20 protein-coding genes are annotated in these 18,285 nt (G+C 72.8%); 11 read left to right on the top strand and 9 right to left on the bottom strand.

The window, feature by feature from the left end:
• Positions 1–27 precede the first annotated feature (27 nt).
• Positions 28–1,560: a S8 family peptidase gene (locus ACZ7MY_RS29090; protein ID WP_499606228.1), complete on the bottom strand. Its 1,533-nt coding sequence runs from the start codon at positions 1,558–1,560 to the stop codon at positions 28–30.
• A gap of 302 nt (positions 1,561–1,862) precedes the next feature.
• Between ACZ7MY_RS29090 and ACZ7MY_RS29095 the strand changes: the two genes are divergently transcribed.
• The 3 genes from ACZ7MY_RS29095 (at position 1,863) to moaA (ending at position 4,977) form a co-directional block, all read left to right on the top strand.
• Positions 1,863–2,261, top strand: coding sequence for a DUF485 domain-containing protein (locus tag ACZ7MY_RS29095; RefSeq protein WP_499606229.1), 399 nt, complete (start codon positions 1,863–1,865; stop codon positions 2,259–2,261).
• Positions 2,258–3,895, top strand: coding sequence for a monocarboxylic acid transporter (locus ACZ7MY_RS29100; RefSeq protein WP_499606230.1), 1,638 nt, complete (start codon positions 2,258–2,260; stop codon positions 3,893–3,895). Before ACZ7MY_RS29095 ends, ACZ7MY_RS29100 begins: the two co-directional genes overlap by 4 nt.
• A gap of 92 nt (positions 3,896–3,987) precedes the next feature.
• Entirely contained in the window at positions 3,988–4,977 is a 990-nt protein-coding gene (gene moaA, locus ACZ7MY_RS29105; RefSeq protein WP_499606231.1) for a GTP 3',8-cyclase MoaA, read from the top strand.
• On the opposite strand, the gene ACZ7MY_RS29110 is transcribed toward moaA, so the two are convergent.
• Both ACZ7MY_RS29110 and ACZ7MY_RS29115 read right to left on the bottom strand, forming a co-directional pair.
• On the bottom strand, positions 4,960–5,193 hold the full coding sequence (locus ACZ7MY_RS29110) for a hypothetical protein (protein ID WP_499606232.1): 234 nt from the start codon (positions 5,191–5,193) through the stop codon (positions 4,960–4,962). The two genes, moaA and ACZ7MY_RS29110, sit on opposite strands and share 18 nt — an antisense overlap.
• A 182-nt stretch (positions 5,194–5,375) precedes the next feature.
• Positions 5,376–5,747, bottom strand: coding sequence for a DUF3099 domain-containing protein (locus ACZ7MY_RS29115; RefSeq protein WP_499606234.1), 372 nt, complete (start codon positions 5,745–5,747; stop codon positions 5,376–5,378).
• A 178-nt stretch (positions 5,748–5,925) separates the two neighbouring features.
• On the opposite strand from ACZ7MY_RS29115, the gene ACZ7MY_RS29120 reads away from it, so the two are divergent.
• Positions 5,926–6,207, top strand: a complete 282-nt coding sequence (locus tag ACZ7MY_RS29120; protein WP_499606235.1) for a GlsB/YeaQ/YmgE family stress response membrane protein — start codon at positions 5,926–5,928, stop codon at positions 6,205–6,207.
• Positions 6,208–6,240: 33 nt separating this feature from the next.
• Here ACZ7MY_RS29120 and ACZ7MY_RS29125 read toward each other — a convergent pair whose 3' ends face one another.
• The 3 genes from ACZ7MY_RS29125 to ACZ7MY_RS29135 are packed head-to-tail and all read right to left on the bottom strand — an operon-like array spanning position 6,241 to position 9,724.
• Positions 6,241–6,792 (bottom strand): RNA 2'-phosphotransferase, encoded by a 552-nt coding sequence (locus ACZ7MY_RS29125; protein WP_499606236.1) that lies wholly within the window; start codon positions 6,790–6,792, stop codon positions 6,241–6,243.
• A gap of 20 nt (positions 6,793–6,812) precedes the next feature.
• Positions 6,813–8,204 (bottom strand): metallopeptidase TldD-related protein, encoded by a 1,392-nt coding sequence (locus ACZ7MY_RS29130; protein WP_499606237.1) that lies wholly within the window; start codon positions 8,202–8,204, stop codon positions 6,813–6,815.
• Positions 8,201–9,724: a TldD/PmbA family protein gene (locus ACZ7MY_RS29135; RefSeq protein ID WP_499606238.1), complete on the bottom strand. Its 1,524-nt coding sequence runs from the start codon at positions 9,722–9,724 to the stop codon at positions 8,201–8,203. The genes ACZ7MY_RS29130 and ACZ7MY_RS29135 overlap by 4 nt, the downstream gene beginning before the upstream one ends.
• A 194-nt stretch (positions 9,725–9,918) precedes the next feature.
• On the opposite strand from ACZ7MY_RS29135, the gene fabG reads away from it, so the two are divergent.
• From fabG to ACZ7MY_RS29150, 3 genes are all read left to right on the top strand, one after another.
• Positions 9,919–10,623 (top strand): 3-oxoacyl-[acyl-carrier-protein] reductase, encoded by a 705-nt coding sequence (gene fabG / locus ACZ7MY_RS29140; protein WP_499606240.1) that lies wholly within the window; start codon positions 9,919–9,921, stop codon positions 10,621–10,623.
• A 4-nt stretch (positions 10,624–10,627) separates the two neighbouring features.
• The gene (gene fabI / locus ACZ7MY_RS29145; protein ID WP_499606241.1) at positions 10,628–11,395 is read left to right on the top strand and encodes an enoyl-ACP reductase FabI; all 768 of its coding nucleotides are present in this window, start codon (positions 10,628–10,630) and stop codon (positions 11,393–11,395) included.
• 197 nt (positions 11,396–11,592) lie between these two features.
• On the top strand, positions 11,593–11,904 hold the full coding sequence (locus tag ACZ7MY_RS29150; RefSeq protein WP_499606280.1) for a hypothetical protein: 312 nt from the start codon (positions 11,593–11,595) through the stop codon (positions 11,902–11,904).
• Here the strand turns inward: ACZ7MY_RS29150 and ACZ7MY_RS29155 are convergent.
• Positions 11,885–12,565 carry a FadR/GntR family transcriptional regulator gene (locus ACZ7MY_RS29155; RefSeq protein WP_499606242.1) on the bottom strand — a complete coding sequence of 227 codons (681 nt, stop codon included), beginning with the start codon at positions 12,563–12,565 and terminating at the stop codon, positions 11,885–11,887. The genes ACZ7MY_RS29150 and ACZ7MY_RS29155 overlap by 20 nt on opposite strands.
• Positions 12,566–12,608: 43 nt before the next feature.
• On the opposite strand from ACZ7MY_RS29155, the gene ACZ7MY_RS29160 reads away from it, so the two are divergent.
• From ACZ7MY_RS29160 to ACZ7MY_RS29175, 4 genes are all read left to right on the top strand, one after another.
• Positions 12,609–13,883, top strand: coding sequence for a CynX/NimT family MFS transporter (locus ACZ7MY_RS29160; RefSeq protein WP_499606243.1), 1,275 nt, complete (start codon positions 12,609–12,611; stop codon positions 13,881–13,883).
• A 46-nt stretch (positions 13,884–13,929) separates the two neighbouring features.
• Positions 13,930–14,052 (top strand): SGM_5486 family transporter-associated protein, encoded by a 123-nt coding sequence (locus tag ACZ7MY_RS29165; RefSeq protein WP_499606245.1) that lies wholly within the window; start codon positions 13,930–13,932, stop codon positions 14,050–14,052.
• Between the two features lie 204 nt (positions 14,053–14,256).
• Positions 14,257–14,499, top strand: coding sequence for a hypothetical protein (locus tag ACZ7MY_RS29170; RefSeq protein ID WP_499606246.1), 243 nt, complete (start codon positions 14,257–14,259; stop codon positions 14,497–14,499).
• A gap of 72 nt (positions 14,500–14,571) precedes the next feature.
• Complete coding sequence (locus tag ACZ7MY_RS29175) at positions 14,572–15,093, top strand: SixA phosphatase family protein (protein WP_499606247.1); 522 nt, start codon at positions 14,572–14,574, stop codon at positions 15,091–15,093.
• A 105-nt stretch (positions 15,094–15,198) separates the two neighbouring features.
• On the opposite strand, the gene serB is transcribed toward ACZ7MY_RS29175, so the two are convergent.
• Both serB and ACZ7MY_RS29185 read right to left on the bottom strand, forming a co-directional pair.
• Positions 15,199–16,440: a phosphoserine phosphatase SerB gene (gene serB, locus ACZ7MY_RS29180; RefSeq protein WP_499606248.1), complete on the bottom strand. Its 1,242-nt coding sequence runs from the start codon at positions 16,438–16,440 to the stop codon at positions 15,199–15,201.
• A gap of 70 nt (positions 16,441–16,510) precedes the next feature.
• Entirely contained in the window at positions 16,511–18,232 is a 1,722-nt protein-coding gene (locus ACZ7MY_RS29185) for a streptophobe family protein (RefSeq protein ID WP_499606281.1), read from the bottom strand.
• Positions 18,233–18,285: the final 53 nt, after the last annotated feature.

The following is an 18,285-nucleotide window of genomic DNA, read 5'->3' on the forward strand; positions in this document are numbered from 1 at the left end:
CGGGTACGACGCGTCACCCGCGAGGCGTCACCTGGTGACGGCGTCCAGGGCGTCGACGACGCCGTGGCCGTAGAAGCTGTTCACGTGCCGCCCGGTGGTGCAGGTGGCGTCCTGCACGCCGTTGCCGTCCGGGTCGTACAGCCCCGTCGGGCAACCCGGGTCGTCCGCCTGGGCCTTGAGCATCCACTGCAGCTGCTCCGGCGAGGCGTGCGGGTGGCGGCTCTTGATCAGCGCGGCGACGCCGGCCACGTGCGGGCTGGCCATCGACGTGCCCTGCAGGTAGCCGTAGGTGTTGCCGGGCAGGGTGGACAGGATGCGTCCGTTGGCCGAGGGCGTGGCGGGGATCTGGTAGCGGTCGCCGCCGGGGGCCGCGACGTCGACGACGCCCAGGCCGTAGCTGGAGTAGTACGACTTCAGCTTCTGCACGCCGGTCGCGGAGACGGTGACCACGCCCGGCAGCTGGGTCGGGATGTCCCAGCAGACGTGCGGGTCGATCGTCCGGGTGACCGGGGTGGTGTCGTCGGGGCTCGTCGCGTCCACGATCGCGTCGGAGTCGAGGTCGTGGTTGGAGTTGCCCGCGGAGGCGACGTTCAGCACGCCCTTCTTGTGGGAGTACTGCGCGGCCCGGTTGACGGCGTCGACGATGGCCCGCTGGTCGGGGTCGCCGAAGCAGTTGTAGAGCCACGGGTCGATGTAGTAGCTGTTGTTGGTGATCTCGACGCCGTGGTCGGCGGCGAAGACGAAGGCGCAGACCACGCTCTCCGGGAAGAACAACTGGGTGACGGGGTCGGCCACCTTGATGGAGGCGACCTTCACACCCGGGGCGACGCCGGCCACGCCGATCCCGTTGCGCGCCGCGGCGATCTCACCCGCGACGTGCGTGCCGTGGTAGGCGTCCGGCGTGTACGGACGCCAGGCGCCCGGGCTGGTGTCGGCCTTGCCGCCCACGCAGTTGGCGGACTGTGCGGCCGAGAAGTTCGCGGTCAGGTCCGGGTGGGTGTCGTCCACGCCGGTGTCGATGACGGCGACGGTGACCTTGCGGTTGCCGGGGTTGATCCGGGCGGCCTTGTCGGCCCGGATGGCCGGCAGGTCCCACTGGTCCGGCTCCATCGGCTCCTGCCCGGCGGTGGCCGCGGCCTTCGCCCGCGCGGCGTCGGCGGCCGTGATCTCCTGCACCGCGCCCAGCTCCGTCGTCGACGCCGTGGACAGCGCGGCGGTACGGGTCGCCCCGGCCGTCTGCACACCGCGGACCTTGCGCATCTCGCTCGCGAACGCGGGGTTGGCCGAGTGGACGACGATCACGCCGATCCGGTCGTAGGTGGTGACGACGTCACCGCCGTTGCGGGACACGGCCCGCTCGACGGACTTGACGGTGCCCCGGTCGGTCCTGGTGTTGACCACGTACGACAGCGAGGGGCCGTCGTACACGGCACCGCCGCCGCCCGAGGCGGATCCGGCGGTGGCGGCCGAGGCGGCGTTCGGCAGGAAGGCGAGGGCACTCGCCACGGCGAATCCGATGGGTAGCGCGAAGGCGCGGCGCCGTCCGGGCAGTGGAGCCATGGGATCTCCAATCGTCCAAACACCCGTCCTGGCGGGCAGGGTTGCCCTTGGACGGGTACATGACGCTGGAAGCTATCGCCGCCGTCCACGCGCTATCAATGGATTGGTAAAGAAAGCTCAAGTTCCGGTTGCCGAAGAAGAACCAGTTTTCAACTACCGCCCTCTGTCGAAGGCCGTGGTCGCGCCTCTACCATGCGCGGGTCCGATCTTTACGTGACGTAGCTCACGTCGGCGCCGTGTGCGCCGACGCGGGTCGCGTCGCCCGCTCATGCCCGCTCAAGCTCCGCCCCACAGGAGGCATCGTGGACCCCGCACGACCTTCGGCAAGCTCCGGTCCGCCGTCTGCCGACTCGTACGCCGAGGTGCAGGCGAGCGCGGAGTTCGCCCAACTGCGCCGCTCATACCGCTCGTTCGCGTTCCCGCTCACGTTCGCGTTCATCACCTGGTACCTGCTGTACGTCCTGCTGTCGAACTACGCCGGCGGCTTCATGGACACCAAGGTCGTGGGCCACATCAACGTCGCCCTCGTCTTCGGGCTCGCGCAGTTCGCCACCACCTTCGGCATCGCCGTCTGGTACTCCCGGCACGCGAACGCCAAGCTCGACTCCCGCGCGGACGCCATCAAGGCGCGCCTGGAAGGCACTGGTTCCAGGGGCGCCGACGACACCGACGACACCGAGAGCACGGAGGCCACCGCATGACCGCGCTGCACACCACGGGAGTCCAGGTGGTCGCGGTCGGAGCGAGCGAGCACCGGCCGCTGATCATCACCCTGTTCTCGGTCTTCGTCGTCGCGACGCTCGGCATCACCGTCTGGGCGGGCCGCCAGACCAAGGACGCCACCGACTTCTACGCCGGCGGACGCTCCTTCAGCGGCTTCCAGAACGGCCTGGCGATCTCCGGCGATTACATGTCGGCCGCGTCCTTCCTCGGCATCGCCGGTTCCATCGCCCTCGTCGGCTACGACGGCTTCCTCTACTCGATCGGCTTCCTCGTCGCCTGGCTGGTGGCGCTGCTGCTGGTCGCCGAACCGCTGCGCAACTCCGGCCGGTTCACCATGGCGGACGCCCTCGCCTTCCGGCTGCGGCAGCGCCCGGTGCGCACGGCCGCGGGCATCTCGACCATCGTTGTCAGCATCTTCTACCTGCTGGCCCAGATGGTGGGCGCGGGCGCGCTGGTGGCCCTGCTGCTCGGCATCACGGGCGAGGGACCGCGCCGTCTGATCGTCATACTCGTCGGCGTCGTCATGGTGCTGTACGTGACCATCGGCGGCATGAAGGGCACCACCTGGGTGCAGATGGTCAAGGCGGTGCTGCTGATCGGCGGGACCCTGCTGATCACCTTCCTGGTCTTCGCCAAGTTCAACTGGAACCTGTCCTCGCTGCTGGGCGCGGCCGCGGAGAAGAGCGGCAAGGGGGCGGCCTTCCTGGAGCCGGGGCTGAAGTACGGCGTCACGGCGACCTCGAAGATCGACTTCATCTCGCTGGGCCTGGCCCTCGTCCTCGGCACGGCCGGCCTGCCGCACATCCTCATCCGCTTCTACACCGTGCCCACCGCCCGGGCCGCCCGTACCTCGGTGAACTGGGCGATCGGCATCATCGGCTGCTTCTACCTGATGACGATCGCGCTGGGCTTCGGGGCCGCCGCCCTGCTCACCCCGGAGACGATCACCACCTCCAACGCGGCCGGCAACACCGCGGCCCCGCTGCTCGCCCAGGAGATCGGCGGCGGCGCGGACTCCACGGGCGGCGCGATCCTGCTCGCGGTGATCTCCGCGGTCGCCTTCGCCACCATCCTGGCGGTGGTCGCGGGACTCACCCTCGCCTCATCGTCGTCCTTCGCGCACGACCTGTACGCCAACGTCATCCGCAAGGGCACGGCGAGCGAGAAGGAGGAGGTCGCGGCGGCGAAGATCGCCGCGATCGCCATCGGGGCCGTGGCGATCCTGCTCGGCATCTTCGCGGGCAAGCTCAACATCGCCTTCCTGGTCGCCCTGGCCTTCGCCGTCGCGGCCTCCGCGAACCTGCCGACGCTCCTCTACAGCCTGTTCTGGAAGCGCTTCAACACCACCGGCGCGCTGTGGAGCATCTACGGCGGTCTGATCACCTCCGTGTTCCTGGTGGTCTTCTCGCCCGTGGTCTCGGGCAAGGCGACCGCGATGTTCCCCGGCGTCGACTTCCACTGGTTCCCGCTGGAGAACCCCGGGATCATCTCCATCCCCGTCGGTTTCCTGCTCGGTGTGGTGGGCACGCTCCTGTCCAAGCCGGAGGAGGACGCCGACCGCAAGTACGCGGAGCTGGAGGTCCGGTCCCTCACCGGAGCCGGGGCGCATTAAACAGACTGTTGAACGTCAGTGCCGTCCCGTAGGCTGCGAAGTAACGGGACGGCACTGACGTCCCACCACCGACCCGCACAGGGAGGCGCGCCGTGCTGATCGACACCTACGGCCGGATCGCGACCGACCTGCGGGTCTCGCTGACCGACCGGTGCAATCTGCGGTGCACCTACTGCATGCCCGAGGAGGGCCTGCAGTGGCTCGGCAAGCCCGAGCTGCTCACCGACGACGAGATCGTCCGGCTGGTGGGGATCGCCGTCACCCTGCTCGGCGTCGAGGACGTCCGCTTCACCGGCGGCGAGCCGCTGCTGCGCCCCGGCCTCGTCGGCATCGTGCAGCGCTGCGCCGAGCTGGCGCCCCGCCCCAAGCTCTCCCTCACCACCAACGGCATAGGCCTCGCCCGGACCGCGGCGGCGCTGCGCGGGGCCGGGCTGGACCGGGTCAACGTCTCCCTGGACACCCTGCGTCCCGACGTCTTCCAGACCCTGACCCGCCGCAAGCGGCACGAGGACGTCGTCCGCGGCCTCGAGGCCGCCCACGCCGCGGGTCTGACCCCGGTCAAGGTCAACACCGTGCTGATGCGCGGCGTCAACGACGGCGAGGCCCCCGAGCTGCTGACCTGGGCCCTGGAGCGCGGCTACGAGCTGCGCTTCATCGAGCAGATGCCGCTGGACGCCCAGCACGGCTGGCAGCGCAGCGACATGGTCACCGCCGAGGAGATCCTGGAGAGCCTGCGGACCCGCTTCACACTGACCCCCGAGCCCGACGGGGCCCGGGGACACGCCCCCGCCGAACGCTGGCTGGTGGACGGCGGCCCCGCCCGGGTCGGTGTGATCGCCTCCGTCACGCGGCCCTTCTGCCGGGCCTGCGACCGCACCCGCCTCACCGCCGACGGTCAGGTGCGCAACTGCCTGTTCGCGCGCGAGGAGACCGATCTGCGGGCCGCGCTGCGCTCCGGCGGCTCCGACGAGGAGGTCGCCGAGCTCTGGCGGAAGGCGATGTGGGGCAAGAAAGCCGGCTCCGGCCTCGACGACCCCACCTTCCTGCAGCCCGAGCGGCCCATGTCAGCCATCGGCGGCTGAGCTCTTCTCCCACTCCTCGAAGCGCACGACGTCCTTCAGGAAGCCGCGGACGCCCAGGAACGACGACAGGTGTTCGCGGTGCTCCTCGCACGCCAGCCAGGTCTTGCGGCGCTCGGGCATGTGGATCTTCGGGTTGTTCCAGGCGAGCACCCACACGGCGGGGGCGCGGCAACCCTTGGCGGAGCAGATCGGCGATTCGTCGTTCACGAACCCCATCCAAACATGGCGACGCCGGGCAGCCACGGGGGGAGCCGCCCGGCGTCGGTCCGTCGCTCCGACGGGGGATGCGGAGCGCGTACGCAGTATGTCACGCACCATGGCCCCCAGTGCAGGGGATCCCCATGATTGATCTGAGGTTTTCCTGAGCTTCGGAGCGGGGGACGAACCGGTGCAAAGGTTCAGACCTGACCGGAACGCGGGCGTCCGTCCTCCTCCGGGATCCGCTCCGCCGGCAGGTGCGACTCCCCGGTCCCCCCGGGGCCGAGCGCCGGCGGCGCCGGCGGCGCGACCCGCGCCGAGGGCAGCCCGGGCGCGTTCTCCCGGCCGGCGTTGGCGATGACGACCGCGACGTAGGGCATCACCAGGCCGAGGACCAGCGCGATCCAGGCCAGGGGCGCCGAGACGTGCCACAGCACGACCGCCAGGATGAAGGACACGGTGCGGACCGACATCGAGATGATGTAGCGCCGCTGCCTTCCGCGGACGTCCTCGGTGAGCCCCGCCGCGGTCCCGGTGATCCGGAAGACCTCGGTACCGCTCCGCTTCCGCATCACGTTCCACCACCTGCTCGAAACGCCGGAAGCCACCCGGTTCCGGCACGGTCCACGTTACGCCGCGGGTCTGTCGCAGTGGAGACCGGGGAGGCCGCCCGTGTGTGACGGCACCCGCCGTACGGCGTATGGCCGCCTTCCGCATGCGGCGTACCCCGGCCGCACCGAGACTGGCCGCATGAACTGGTTCTGGGCGATCATCGTCGGCATCGTGCTCGGCTTCCTGGCGAAGCTGCTCCTGCCGGGGAAGCAGGACATCCCGTGGTGGCTCACCATCATCTGCGGCATCCTCGGCGCCTTCCTGGGCAACGCGGTCGCCGGATGGGTCGGGGTACGGCACACCAGCGGCGTCGACTGGACCCGTCACGTGCTGCAGATCCTGGGCGCGATCCTCGTGGTCGCCGTGATCACACCGCTGTGGGCCTCGATCCGCGGCAGGCGCCGGCGGACGGCCACCTGACGGGGCGTCCGGCCTCCCGACGGGGCGTGCGGCTCAGAGGACGTGCTGCCGCAGATGCGTCGGCGGCACCAGATCGGTGAGCCACACCCCGTTGGCGCTCACCCGGAAGACGTGACCCGCGGCGGCCAGCCCCGCGGCGTCCACCTCCAGCACCACCGGACGGCCGTGCCGCGTACCGACGCGCACGGCCGTCTCCACGTCCGCGGAGAGGTGGACGTCCTGCCGGGACATCGGCTTGAGCCCCTCGCGCAGCACCACCGGCAGGGTGGTGCTCGCCGTGCCGTGGAAGAGGACGGCCGGCGGGTCCGCCGGGGACAGCCCGAGGTCGACCTCCACCGAGTGCCCCTGGCTGGCCCGGATCCGCCGCCCGTCCTCGGAGAAGGCGTAGCGCTTCTTGTTGTTGTTGGCCACGACGTGGTCGAGGTCGGCGCGCGAGAAGCGCCGGCCCGACCGGTGGGACGCGGCGATCAGCTCGTCCACGTCCACCCAGCCGGCCGGGTCGAGGGTGATCCCGATCGAGGCCGGGTCGTGCCGCAGCACCCGCGCCAGGAACTTCGAGACCTTGACCGTCTGCTTCTCGTTCATCGCCCCACCCGTCGTCCTGGTCAGACGCCCTGGCTGACCGAGCTCATGTTGAAGTCCGGGACCCGCATCGCCGGGAACGCGGCCCGGGTGAACCAGTCGCTCCACTCGCGCGGCAGCGTGCGCTCGGTGCGGCCCACCTCGGTGGCCCGGCCCAGCAGGTCGACCGGCGACTCGTTGAACCGGAAGTTGTTCACCACGCCGGTCACCTCGCCGCCCTCCACCAGGTAGACCCCGTCCCGGGTCAGCCCGGTCAGCAGCAGGGTGGCCGGATCCACCTCGCGGATGTACCACAGGCAGGTCAGCAGCAGGCCGCGCTCGGTGTCCGCCACCATCTCCTCCAGCGACCGCTTGCCGCCGCCGTCCAGGACCAGGTTGCCCCCGGACGGCGCGAACGGCAGCCCTGTCAGCCCGGCGCTGTGCCGCGTGGTGGACAGCCGGTTGAGCACGCCCTCGCGCACCCAGTCGGTGGCCTCGACGGGCAGCCCGTTGTCGAAGACCGACGCGACGTCGCCCGAGGCGTGCGCGATGACGAACGGCGCCGACTCCAGACCCGGTTCGGCCGGGTCGCTGCGCAGCGTCAGCGGCAGCTCGGAGAGCTTCTCGCCGACCCGGGTGCCCCCGCCCGGGCGGCTGAAGACCGTACGGCCCTCCGCCGCGTCGCGGGCCGCGGCGCTCCACTGCTGGTAGATCACCAGGTCCGCGACGGCGGACGGCGGCAACAGCGTCTCGTACCGCCCGGCGGGCAGGTCGACCCGGCGCTCGGCCCAGGCCAGGCGCTGCGCGAGGTCGGCCTCGAGGGCGGCCGGGTCGACGTCGGTGAAGTCGCGGGTGGCGGCTCCGGCCCACGCCGAGCGGGACATGTCCTCGGACTTGGCGTTGAGTTCCAGGGTGCCGCTGGGCTGGTCGTGACGGAGCCGCAGCCCCGTGGACGTGCCCAGGTAGGTCGAGGTGACGGAGTGGTACGCGAAGCCGTACAGCCTCCGGCCGCCGGCCCGCGCCGCGGCGAAGGACTCGCCCAGGGCGGGCGCGAAGGCGGCGAACACCTCGGAGGAGGTTTCGGCCGGCGGCTCGGTGAAGGAGGCGCTCGCCGGCACCCCCTCGACCAGCGGCTGGGCGTCCTCGGCGGGACCGGCGGCGCGCGCGGCCGCCTCGGCGGCCCGTACCAGCGGCTCCAGTTCGTCCGCGGTGACCGCCGCGCGGGACACCACGCCCGACGCGGTGCCCTGCGAGCCGTCCACCGTCGCGACCACGGTCAGGCTGCGGCCGCGCGTCACGCCGTTGGTGGTCAGGGCGTTGCCCGCCCAGCGCAGGTTGGCCGAGGAGTCCTCGTCGGCGATGACCACGCAGCCGTCCGCGCGGGACAGCTCCAGGGCGCGCTCGACGATCTCGTGGGGCTTCGAAACGGAGGTCATCGACCGGCCTCCTGCGTGGTGTTGAGGATGTTGACGCCGCGGAAGAGCGCGGAGGGGCAGCCGTGCGAGACGGCGGCGACCTGGCCCGGCTGGGCCTTTCCGCAGTTGAAGGCACCGCCCAGGACGTAGGTCTGCGGCCCGCCGACGGCCTCCATGGAGCCCCAGAAGTCGGTGGTGGTGGCCTGGTAGGCGACGTCGCGCAGCTGCCCGGCCAGGCGGCCGTTCTCGATCCTGAAGAAACGCTGACCGGTGAACTGGAAGTTGTAGCGCTGCATGTCGATCGACCAGGAGCGGTCGCCCACGACGTAGATGCCGCGCTCCACGCCGGAGATCAGCTCCTGCGTCGACGGCCCGTCCGGTGCCGGCTGCAGTGACACGTTCGCCATCCGCTGCACGGGGACGTGGCCGGGGGAGTCCGCGTAGGCGCAGCCGTTGGAGCGCTCGAAGCCGGTGAGCCGCGCGATCCTGCGGTCGAGTTGGTAGCCGACCAGGACGCCGTCCTTGACCAGGTCCCAGGACTGCCCGGCGACGCCCTCGTCGTCGTAGCCGACGGTCGCCAGGCCGTGCTCGGCGGTGCGGTCGCCGGTGACGTTCATGTGCGCGGAGCCGTACCGCAGCGTGCCCAGCTGGTCGAAGGTGGCGAAGGAGGTGCCGGCGTAGGCGGCCTCGTAGCCCAGCGCGCGGTCCAGCTCGGTGGCGTGGCCGATCGACTCGTGGATGGTGAGCCACAGGTTCGACGGGTCGACCACCAGGTCGTACGCCCCCGCCTGCACCGAGGGCGCCGCCATCTTCTCGGCGAGCAGCCCGGGGATCTCCGCGAGCTCCGCGTCCCAGTCCCAGCCGGTGCCGGTCAGGTACTCCCAGCCGCGGCCGGCCGGCGGCGCCAGCGTCCGCATCGAGTCGAACTCACCGGTCCGCGGGTCCACCGCGACGGCGGTCAGCTCCGGATGCACCCGCACCCGCTGCTGGGTCGTGGTCGTCCCCGCGGTGTCCGCGTAGAACTTGTTCTCGTGGACGGTCATCAGGGAGGCGTCGACGTGCGACACGCCGTCGGCGGCCAGCAGCCGCCCGCTCCACTCGGACAGCAGACCCGTCTTGTCGGCATCGGGCACCTGGAAGGGGTCGACCTCGTACGAGGAGACCCACACCCGGTCCGGGTGGACCGGCTCGGCCGCCAGCTCCACCCGCTCGTCGGAGCCCGCCGCCGCGATCACCTTGGCCGACAGCTTCGCCATCGCCACGGCCTGCCCGGCCACGCGCGCCGCGGCGTCCATCGACAGGTCGACCCCGGAGGCGAAGCCCCACGCCCCGCCGTGCACCACGCGTACCGCGTAGCCGACGTCCGTGGTGTCCGACGAGCCGGAGGCCCTGCCGTCGCGCAGCCGCCACGAGGCGCCGCGCACCCGCTCGAAGCGGAAGTCGGCGTGCTCGGCGCCCAGCGCGCGGGCGCGTGCCAGTGCCGCGTCGGCGAGCGCCCTGAGCGGCAGCGCCAGGAATGACTGATCGACCTCGTGGGGCACGAGGGCCTCCCCTTCTGTCCAATCGTCAGTGTCTCCGCAGTGAATCATGCCGCTCCGACAATCCGCCCGCCTGCGGTTTTCTGTAGGGACTCGACAGCGACTCGCACATGCCCCTGTCGGGGGTCGATTCCCCGTACCGCGACGTAGGCAGATAGTTTTCTGGAGTACCAGACCTCTAGGGAAAGGGTGATCCGTTGAGCCGCTCGGTTCTCGTCACCGGAGGAAACCGGGGCATCGGCCTCGCCATCGCCCGAGCGTTCGCCGACGCGGGCGACAAGGTCGCCGTCACCTACCGCTCGGGCGAGCCCCCGGAGGGTTTCTTCGCCGTCAAGTGCGACATCACCGACGGTGAGCAGGTCGAGCAGGCCTTCAAGGAGATCGAGGCCCAGCAGGGCGCGGTCGAGGTGCTGGTGGCCAACGCCGGCGTCACCCGCGACCAGCTGCTGCTGCGGATGTCCGACGACGACTTCACGTCCGTCCTGGACACCAACCTGACCGGCACCTTCCGCGTGGTGAAGGCCGCGGTGCGGAAGATGCTGCGCGCCCGCAAGGGGCGCGTCGTGCTGATCTCCTCCGTGGTGGGCCTGACGGGCCAGGCGGGGCAGGCGAACTACGCCGCGTCCAAGGCCGGCCTCGTCGGCTTCGCGCGCTCGCTGGCCCGTGAGCTCGGCTCGCGCAACATCACGGTCAACGTGGTCGCCCCCGGCTTCGTCGACACCGACATGACCCGCGTGCTCACCGACGAGCAGCGGGAGAGCATCGTCGGCCAGGTGCCGCTGGCCCGTTACGCGCAGCCCGAGGAGATCGCCGCCTCGGTCCGCTTCCTCGCCTCCGACGAGGCCGCATACATCACCGGAGCCGTCATTCCCGTCGACGGCGGATTGGGCATGGGTCACTGAGCACATGAGCGGAATCCTCGCTGGAAAGCGCATCCTCATCACCGGCGTGCTGATGGAGTCCTCCATCGCGTTCCACACCGCGAAGCTCGCCCAGGAGCAGGGCGCCGAGATCATCCTCACGGCGTTCCCGCGGCCCACGCTGACCGAGCGCATCGCCAAGAAGCTGCCCAGGCCGGTCAAGGTCATCGAGCTCGACGTCACCAACGACGAGCACCTCGGCAGGCTCGCCGACGTCGTCCGCGAGGAGCTGGGCGGGCTCGACGGCGTCGTGCACTCCATCGGCTTCGCGCCGCAGGACGCCCTCGGCGGCAACTTCCTCAACACGCCGTTCGAGTCCGTCGCCACCGCGATGCACGTCTCCGCGTACTCGCTGAAGTCGCTCACCATGGCCTGCCTGCCGCTGATGCAGGAGGGCGGCTCGGTCGTCGGCCTCACCTTCGACGCGCAGTTCGCCTGGCCCCAGTACGACTGGATGGGCCCGGCCAAGGCGGCGCTGGAGGCCACCTCCCGCTACATGGCGCGTGACCTGGGCAAGCAGAACATCCGCTGCAACCTGATCTCGGCCGGCCCGATCGGCTCCATGGCCGCCAAGTCCATCCCGGGCTTCGGCGAGCTGGCCGACGTCTGGAACCACCGTGCCCCGCTCGAGTGGGACCTCGCCGACCCCGAGCCGGCCGGCCGCGGCGTCGTGGCGCTGCTGAGCGACTGGTTCCCCAAGACGACGGGCGAGATCATCCACGTCGACGGCGGCCTGCACGCGGTGGGCGCCTGATCGTAAGGGCCGCTCCGGCCCCCTCGCGTACGGCCCCGGTGCCGCCCTCGGGCGGCGCCGGGGCCGTACGCGCGTTCGGGGCCGTGTCCCCCGTTCGGCCCAGCAGACCGGGTGGCCGGGCCCCGCGGGCCGGGAGGATGGCCGTGCGGGGGTGAGCCGGGGGTCAGCGGAGGGAGGTGTGCATCGTGCGTGCCTACATGTGCGCCGCGGCGGCCGTCGCGGCGCTCGTCGCGGGCGTGGGCCCGGCAGCCGCGACGGCGGGGGCCGCGGCACGGCTGCCGGACGTCGCCCAGTGCCGGACCTCGGTACAGGGCAGCGAGGGCGTCGCCGTCTGCTTCAACCCCGACCCCGACCTGGACAGCGTCCAGCTGCACATCGAGTGCCGCCAGTGGTGGGACCCGGACGTCGACGGGGCGTCCGTCCCGGTCGGCCCCGCCGAGACCGTCACCCTCAGCGACCGCTGCTGGAAGGAGATCCAGGACGTCTGGGTCACCGGGCAGCTGGGCTGAAGCGGCAGCTGAAGGCGTGCGCGGAGGCCTCGCCCGAGGCCGCCTCCGGATCACCGGCCCGGATCGCCTCGACCAGCCGCGCGTGGTCCACGTACTGCTCGGGCCGCAGCTCCTCGCCGACGTCCGCGCGCAGGAAGGCGCGCAGCACCTCGCCGAGGTCGGCGTAGAGCTCGACGACGACGTCGTTGTGCGAGGCCGCCACGACCGACAGGTGCAATGCCGCGTCGGCGTCGACGAAGGCCTCGGCCCGGCCCGACTCCCAGGCGCTCTCCCGCCGGGCCAGGGCGGCGTCCAGATGCTTCAGGTCGCGCTCCGTGCGACGCCGCGCGGCGAGTGCCGCCGCTGACGCCTCCAGGGCGCTGCGCAGCTCCGCCACGTGCCGGGGGTCGGAGTCGGCGAAGCGGCGGTGCATCACCCCGGCCAGCTCGCTGGTGGCCAGCACATAGGTGCCGGATCCCTGCCTGATGTCGAGGAGCCCGTTGTGCGCGAGCGCCCGGACGGCCTCGCGGACGGTGTTGCGGGCCACCCCGAGCTGCTCGACCAGCTGGGTCTCGGTGGGGATCCGCGACCCCACCGGCCACTCACCGGAGGTGATCTGCGCGCGCAGTTGCGCGATCACCTGGTCGGCCAGGGCGGAGCGCCGGGGTGAGGTCAGGGGCATGGGCTCTCCTCAACATTCATCCCATCATTCTATGATGGTCGGCATGCGTGACGACGAAGCGACGCTCGACCCTGCCACGGAACGGGCCTCCGTGCCCGCACACCTGCCCAACAGCGTGCCCGGCACACGGCGCGCCCGGACGCTGGTGGCGGTCGCCTTGGTGCTCGCGGCACTGAATCTGCGGCCAGCCATCACCAGCCTCGGCGCGCTCCTCGAGGAGGTGCGCGACGGCCTCGGGATGAGCGGCAGCGTCGCCGGCCTGCTCACCTCCGTCCCCGCGCTGTGCTTCGCCGTGTTCGGGGTGACCGCGCCCCGGCTGGCCCGCCGGCGCGGCCCTGGTGCCGTCGTCTGCGCGGGCCTGGTCGCCATCACCCTGGGGCTCTTCCTGCGGCCGTTCACCGGCGGCACGGTGCCCTTCCTCGCCGCCAGCGCCCTCGCCCTGGGCGGCATAGCCGTCGGCAACGTCCTGATGCCCGTCGTCGTCAAGCGCTGGTTCCCGGACCGTGTCGGCACCATGACGGGGCTCTACTCGATGGCCCTGTCCCTGGGCACCGCCGTCGCCGCCGCGGCGACCGTCCCGGCGACCCGTGCGCTCGGCGGCGACTGGCGGTTCGGCCTCGCGGCCTGGGGCGTGATCGCCGCGGTCGCCGTGGTGCCCTGGCTCGCCCTCGTCCGCGACCGGGCCCCCGCCGCCGCGGCCGCGCCGGCGGCCCCCGCCGGGGAGGAGCGGAACCGGACCGGCAGCATCGCCCGCAGCCGTACCGCCTGGGCGCTCGCCGTCTACTTCGGGCTCCAGGCCACGGGCGCGTACATCACCATGGGGTGGCTCCCGCAGATCTTCCGCGACGCCGGGGTCTCCGCCTCCACCGCCGGCGTGCTGCTCGCCGTCACCATGGTGATGGGCGTGCCGCTCTCCTTCGTGCTGCCCGCGCTCGCCGGCCGCATGCGGCACCAGGGCGGACTCGCCGTCGGCCTCGGCCTGTTCGGGATCGTCGGCTACGGCGGACTGTGGGCGGCCCCGGCCGGCGCGCCCTGGGTGTGGGCGGTGCTGCTGGGCATCTCCAACTGCTCGTTCCCGCTGGCCCTCACCATGATCGGGATGCGCTCCCGCACCGGCGGCGGCGTCGTGCGGCTCTCGGCCTTCGCGCAGTGCACCGGCTACCTGATCTCCATCCCCGGTCCGATCCTCGTCGGCACCCTCTACCAGCACACCGGCGGCTGGGACCTGCCGGTGGCCTTCATGCTCGCCCTGCTGGTGCCGCAGATCGCCGCGGGCGTCGTCGCCGGCCGTGACCGGGCCGTGGAGGACGAACTCTGACCACCCGGGTACGCGGGGGCCGCGGGCGGATGCGAGACTGGGCGGCATGCCCGTGCTCGAGCCGAACCCCCCGCAGCCGCAGAAGAAGCTCCTGATCGTCTTCGGTCTCATGATGGCCGTGCCCGCGCTCGTCGCGGTGATCGCCGTCATCGGCGCGAAGTTCGGCTGACCCGCGCCCAGCGGACCCGCCCCGCGGACCCGCTGACCCGCCACCCCGAGAGCGGGGGTAGGGACAACCCCACCTCCCCTAGGGGGCCAGGGTCAGGGTCAAGTGGGTGGGCCACCCGATGGGCCCGGCGGCCGCCCTTCCGTAGCGTCGTGGTGCAAGGTCGGACGACGTTCCGGCACCGCGGCCGACCCACGGAGGCGACCCGTGTCCACGCAGGCTGTTCCCTCGCGTACCCGGCGTACCCGCGCCGCCCGCCCGGCGGCCGGACGCGGCACGCAGACGCGCCTGCCGTGGTGGGCGCTCGCCCTGCCCGCGCTCGCCTTCGCCGCGCTGCTCGCCCTGGTCGCGGGCCCGGGGGCGGCGGAGGCCTCGGCCGCGGAGCCCGTCGGACAGCTCCTGCACACGGTCGGCGAAGGGCTCCCGGGGCTGCTGCAGTACCTGCTGTGACCCTCCGGCGGCGAACCGTGATCCGTCCCGCAGCCCGCGCCTGACGGCCGGATTTCTGGAAAGCTGAGGGTCATGAGCGCAGCTGCATCGCCCCGCCGGATCGTCCTGCTCCGGCACGCCAAAGCCGACTGGCCCGACGTCCCCGACCACGAGCGACCGCTGGCGGAACGGGGACGCAAGGAGGCCCCCGTCGCCGGCCGCAGGCTCGCCGAACTGGGGATCCCGTTCGACCTCACCCTCTGCTCCTCGGCCACGCGCACCCGCGAGACGTGGAAGCTGGCCGCCCACGAACTCCCGCACCGCCCCCGCACCGTCTACGAGGAGCGTCTGTACGACGCCACCCTCGGTGACCTGATCGCCCTGCTCGACGAGACCCCCGAGGACGTCGACGACGTGCTGCTGGTCGGCCACAACCCGGCCATCCACGCCCTTGCCGACGCGCTCGCGGGGGAGAGCGACGGGGACGCCCGCGCGCGGATGAACCGCACCGGCTTCCCGACGGCGGCCATCGCCGTGATCACCTTCTCGGGCCCGTGGAAGACGGTCGAGCACGGCGTCGGCCGCCTCGTCGACTTCTGGTCGCCGCACGACTGAGCCGCACCCCGGCCGCGGTCCGGCGCGCCGCGGGGCCCGGGACGGCACGGCGAGGGCCCCGGAGCCGGTGCTCCGGGGCCCTCGCCGTGCCCGTGGGTGCGCCGGTCAGTCCCCGGCGGCGGAGCCGTCGTCGGCGTCGGCCGCCTCGACCTCCTCGCGCGTGATGCCCAGCAGGTAGAGCACGGTGTCCAGGAACGGCACGTTGACGGCGGCGTCCGCGGCCCGCCGCACCACCGGCTTGGCGTTGAAGGCGACCCCGAGGCCCGCCGCGTTGAGCATGTCCAGGTCGTTGGCGCCGTCGCCGATGGCGACGGTCTGGCTGAGCGGCACCCCGGCCTCCGCCGCGAAGCGCCGCAGCAGCCGGGCCTTGCCCGCCCGGTCCACGATCTCGCCGGTCACCCGGCCGGTGAGCCTGCCGTCCACGATCTCCAGGGTGTTGGCGGCGGCGAAGTCCAGCCCCAGCCGCTCCTTGAGGTCGTCGGTGACCTGCGTGAAGCCCCCGGAGACCACGCCCACCTGGTAACCCATCCGCTTGAGCGTGCGGATCAGCGTGCGCGCCCCGGCCGTCAGCCGCACCTCCTGGCGGACCTTGTCCACCACCGACTCGTCCAGCCCCTCGAGCAGGGCGACCCGCGCGTGCAGGGACTGCTCGAAGTCCAGCTCGCCGCGCATCGCCGCGGCCGTGACCTCGGCGACCTGGTCCTCGCAGCCCGCGTGCGCCGCGAAGAGCTCGATCACCTCGTCCTGGATGACGGTGGAGTCCACGTCCATGACCACCAGGCGCTGCGCACGGCGGTGCAGGCCCGCCGACACCACGGCCACGTCGACGCCGCGCTCGTGGGCCTCCAGGGCCAGCGCCGGGCGCAGCGTGTCGGTGGCGACGCCGGAGACGGCGAACTCCACCGCCGTCACCGGGTACTTCGCGAGCCGGAAGATACGGTCGATGTTGCCGCCCGCGCCGGTGATCCTGGCCGCTATGGCCGCCGTGGACTCCGCCGTCAGCGGGTGCCCCAGCACCGTCACATGGGAGCGGCCCTCACCGCGCGGCCGGTTGTCGCCGATGCCGGAGATGATCTCGGCCTGCAGGCGCATCGACTCCGCCCACGCGTGCACCGTCGCACGCAGCTCGCCCTCCATGGGACGGCCCGCGGGGGCGGGTACCAGGGCGCAGAGCACGATGCGTCCCCGGGTGACGACCTGCTCGATGTCGATGACGTTCACCTGGAAGCGGGCCAGCGTCTCGAAGAGCCCGGCGGTGATCCCCGGCCGGTCCTTGCCGAAGATCTTGACCAGCAGTGTCGGCACATTGGCGGCGGTGGCAGCGGTCGCCTGCGATGCGTCGTTCATGGTGCCTCCACCGTATCGGGCACCGTGCCGGGGACGGACATGTGTTCCGCCTGCCGGACACCGTCCGTGGTCAGCGGCGGCCCCCGGGCGCGCCGGGCGGCGGGCCCCCGCGCGAGGGGCCGGGCGGCGGTCCCGGGGGAGGCACCGGGGGAGGACCGGGCGGCGGCCCGGGCGGCGGGGGCAGCGGCGCCCCGGTGACGGTCCGGGCGGAGTGCGGCCCGCGGCCCTGCGGCGGGGCGCCGTTCGGCGGGCCCTGCGGCGCCTGGCCGTGCGGCGCCTGGCCGTGCTGGGGTTGCCGGTAGGGGTTGGGCCCGGTGTCCGGCGGGCCGTAGCCGGGGCTCGGGAGGTAGGGACCGGGCTGGTAGGCGATGCCCGGGTAGGTGCGCGAGCTGCTCTCCCCGGCCGCCGCCTCGGCCGCCCGGCGCAGCGCGTACGGCGACACCCGGCGCCCGGCCGTGCCCGTCAGCAGTGCCAGCAGCGCCCCCGCGCCGCCGGCCGCCGCCCCCCAGGCGGCGCCCAGCAGGAACGCCAGGGGGAGGCTGCCGTGCAGGTCCACCCCGGCGCCCACCGCGTCGAAGCCGAAGACCGAGACGCCCGCGTTCACGGAGACGCCGGTCACCCACACCAGCAGCGGGAAGGCGAGCGCGGTGACCAGGCCGAGCCGTAGCGCGCAGCGGCCCGCGAACCCGGCCCGCGTCGACCCCCACAGCGGGGTGCGGGCCGCCGCCAGCGCCCCCGCGGCCAGCATCATCAGCGCCGCGGCGAGGGTCAGCAGCCACACCCGCTGGTCGTACTCGGCCAGCCGGGCGGGTGTCACGGGTTCCTGCACGCTGGTCGACAACAGCCGGTCCAGCGGGTCCGGCAGCACCTTGGCCAACTCCCCGGTGGCCGTGCCCCGCCAGGACACGAACAGCCCGAGCGGCACCGCCAGCCACACCCCGTTGGGCGCCCCCAGCAGGGCCGCCCCGGCGATCCGGCCCGGCTCGTCACCCGTCACCGCCGCGTACCCGGCGGCCGCGCAGCCCGCGAGGACGGCCAGCAGCAGCACCCAGCGCAGCGCCGACGCCGCGGGCCGCACGACCCGGTGCAGCGGCTCCAGGGCGGGCGGCAGCGGCGAACGGCGCGAGGTGAGCAGCGCCAGCAGCAGGACGACCAGCACCCACAGCAGACCGCCCAGCAGGGTGCGGCCGGTCGCGACGTGGAAGCTCACCGAGGCCTTGGCGTCGATCAGGTCCTGCAGCCCGTCCCCGAGCCCCCCGCCGATGTCACCGATGCCCGGCAGCTGGTCCGTGAGACCACCGCCCCCGTCCCCGCCCAGCGCGGCGCCGTCGAGGGCGATGGTGTCCTCCCCGGCCCACGCCAGCGCGCCCAGCAGCGCCACGAAGAGCGCCACCACCGCACCGGCCCGCGCGGCGAGTTCGCCCCCGGGGACGGTCAGCCCGGCCCCGCGCAGCGACCGCAGGAACACCCAGGACAGCAGCAGGGCGCCCACCAGGCCGACGCCCAGCGGCATGAGGTCCAGCCGGCCCTCGCCACCCGCACCGCCCAGCCCGAACACCGCGACGTCACCCGAGGGGACGACCTTGCCGCCCACCGCCATGGCGACCACGGCCGCCGTCATCGGCCCCAGCGAGCCCGCGGTGTCGGCGCCGAGCAGGTGCAGGCCCAGCGCGGCGGCCCCCACCATCCCCAGGTACGCCCAGCTCACCGCGGCGATCGCCAAGAGCAGCACGCCGCCCCACGGGACCGGGCGCGCGGGCGCGTTCGAAGGTGTGGAGGTGTACGCGGTCATGCCCGCCCCCGAGGTCTCGCGTCCGAACCGCCTGCGCCGCATGGTGCCCCGAT

The sequence above is a fragment of the Streptomyces sp. NPDC111520 genome, assembly GCF_055635295.1.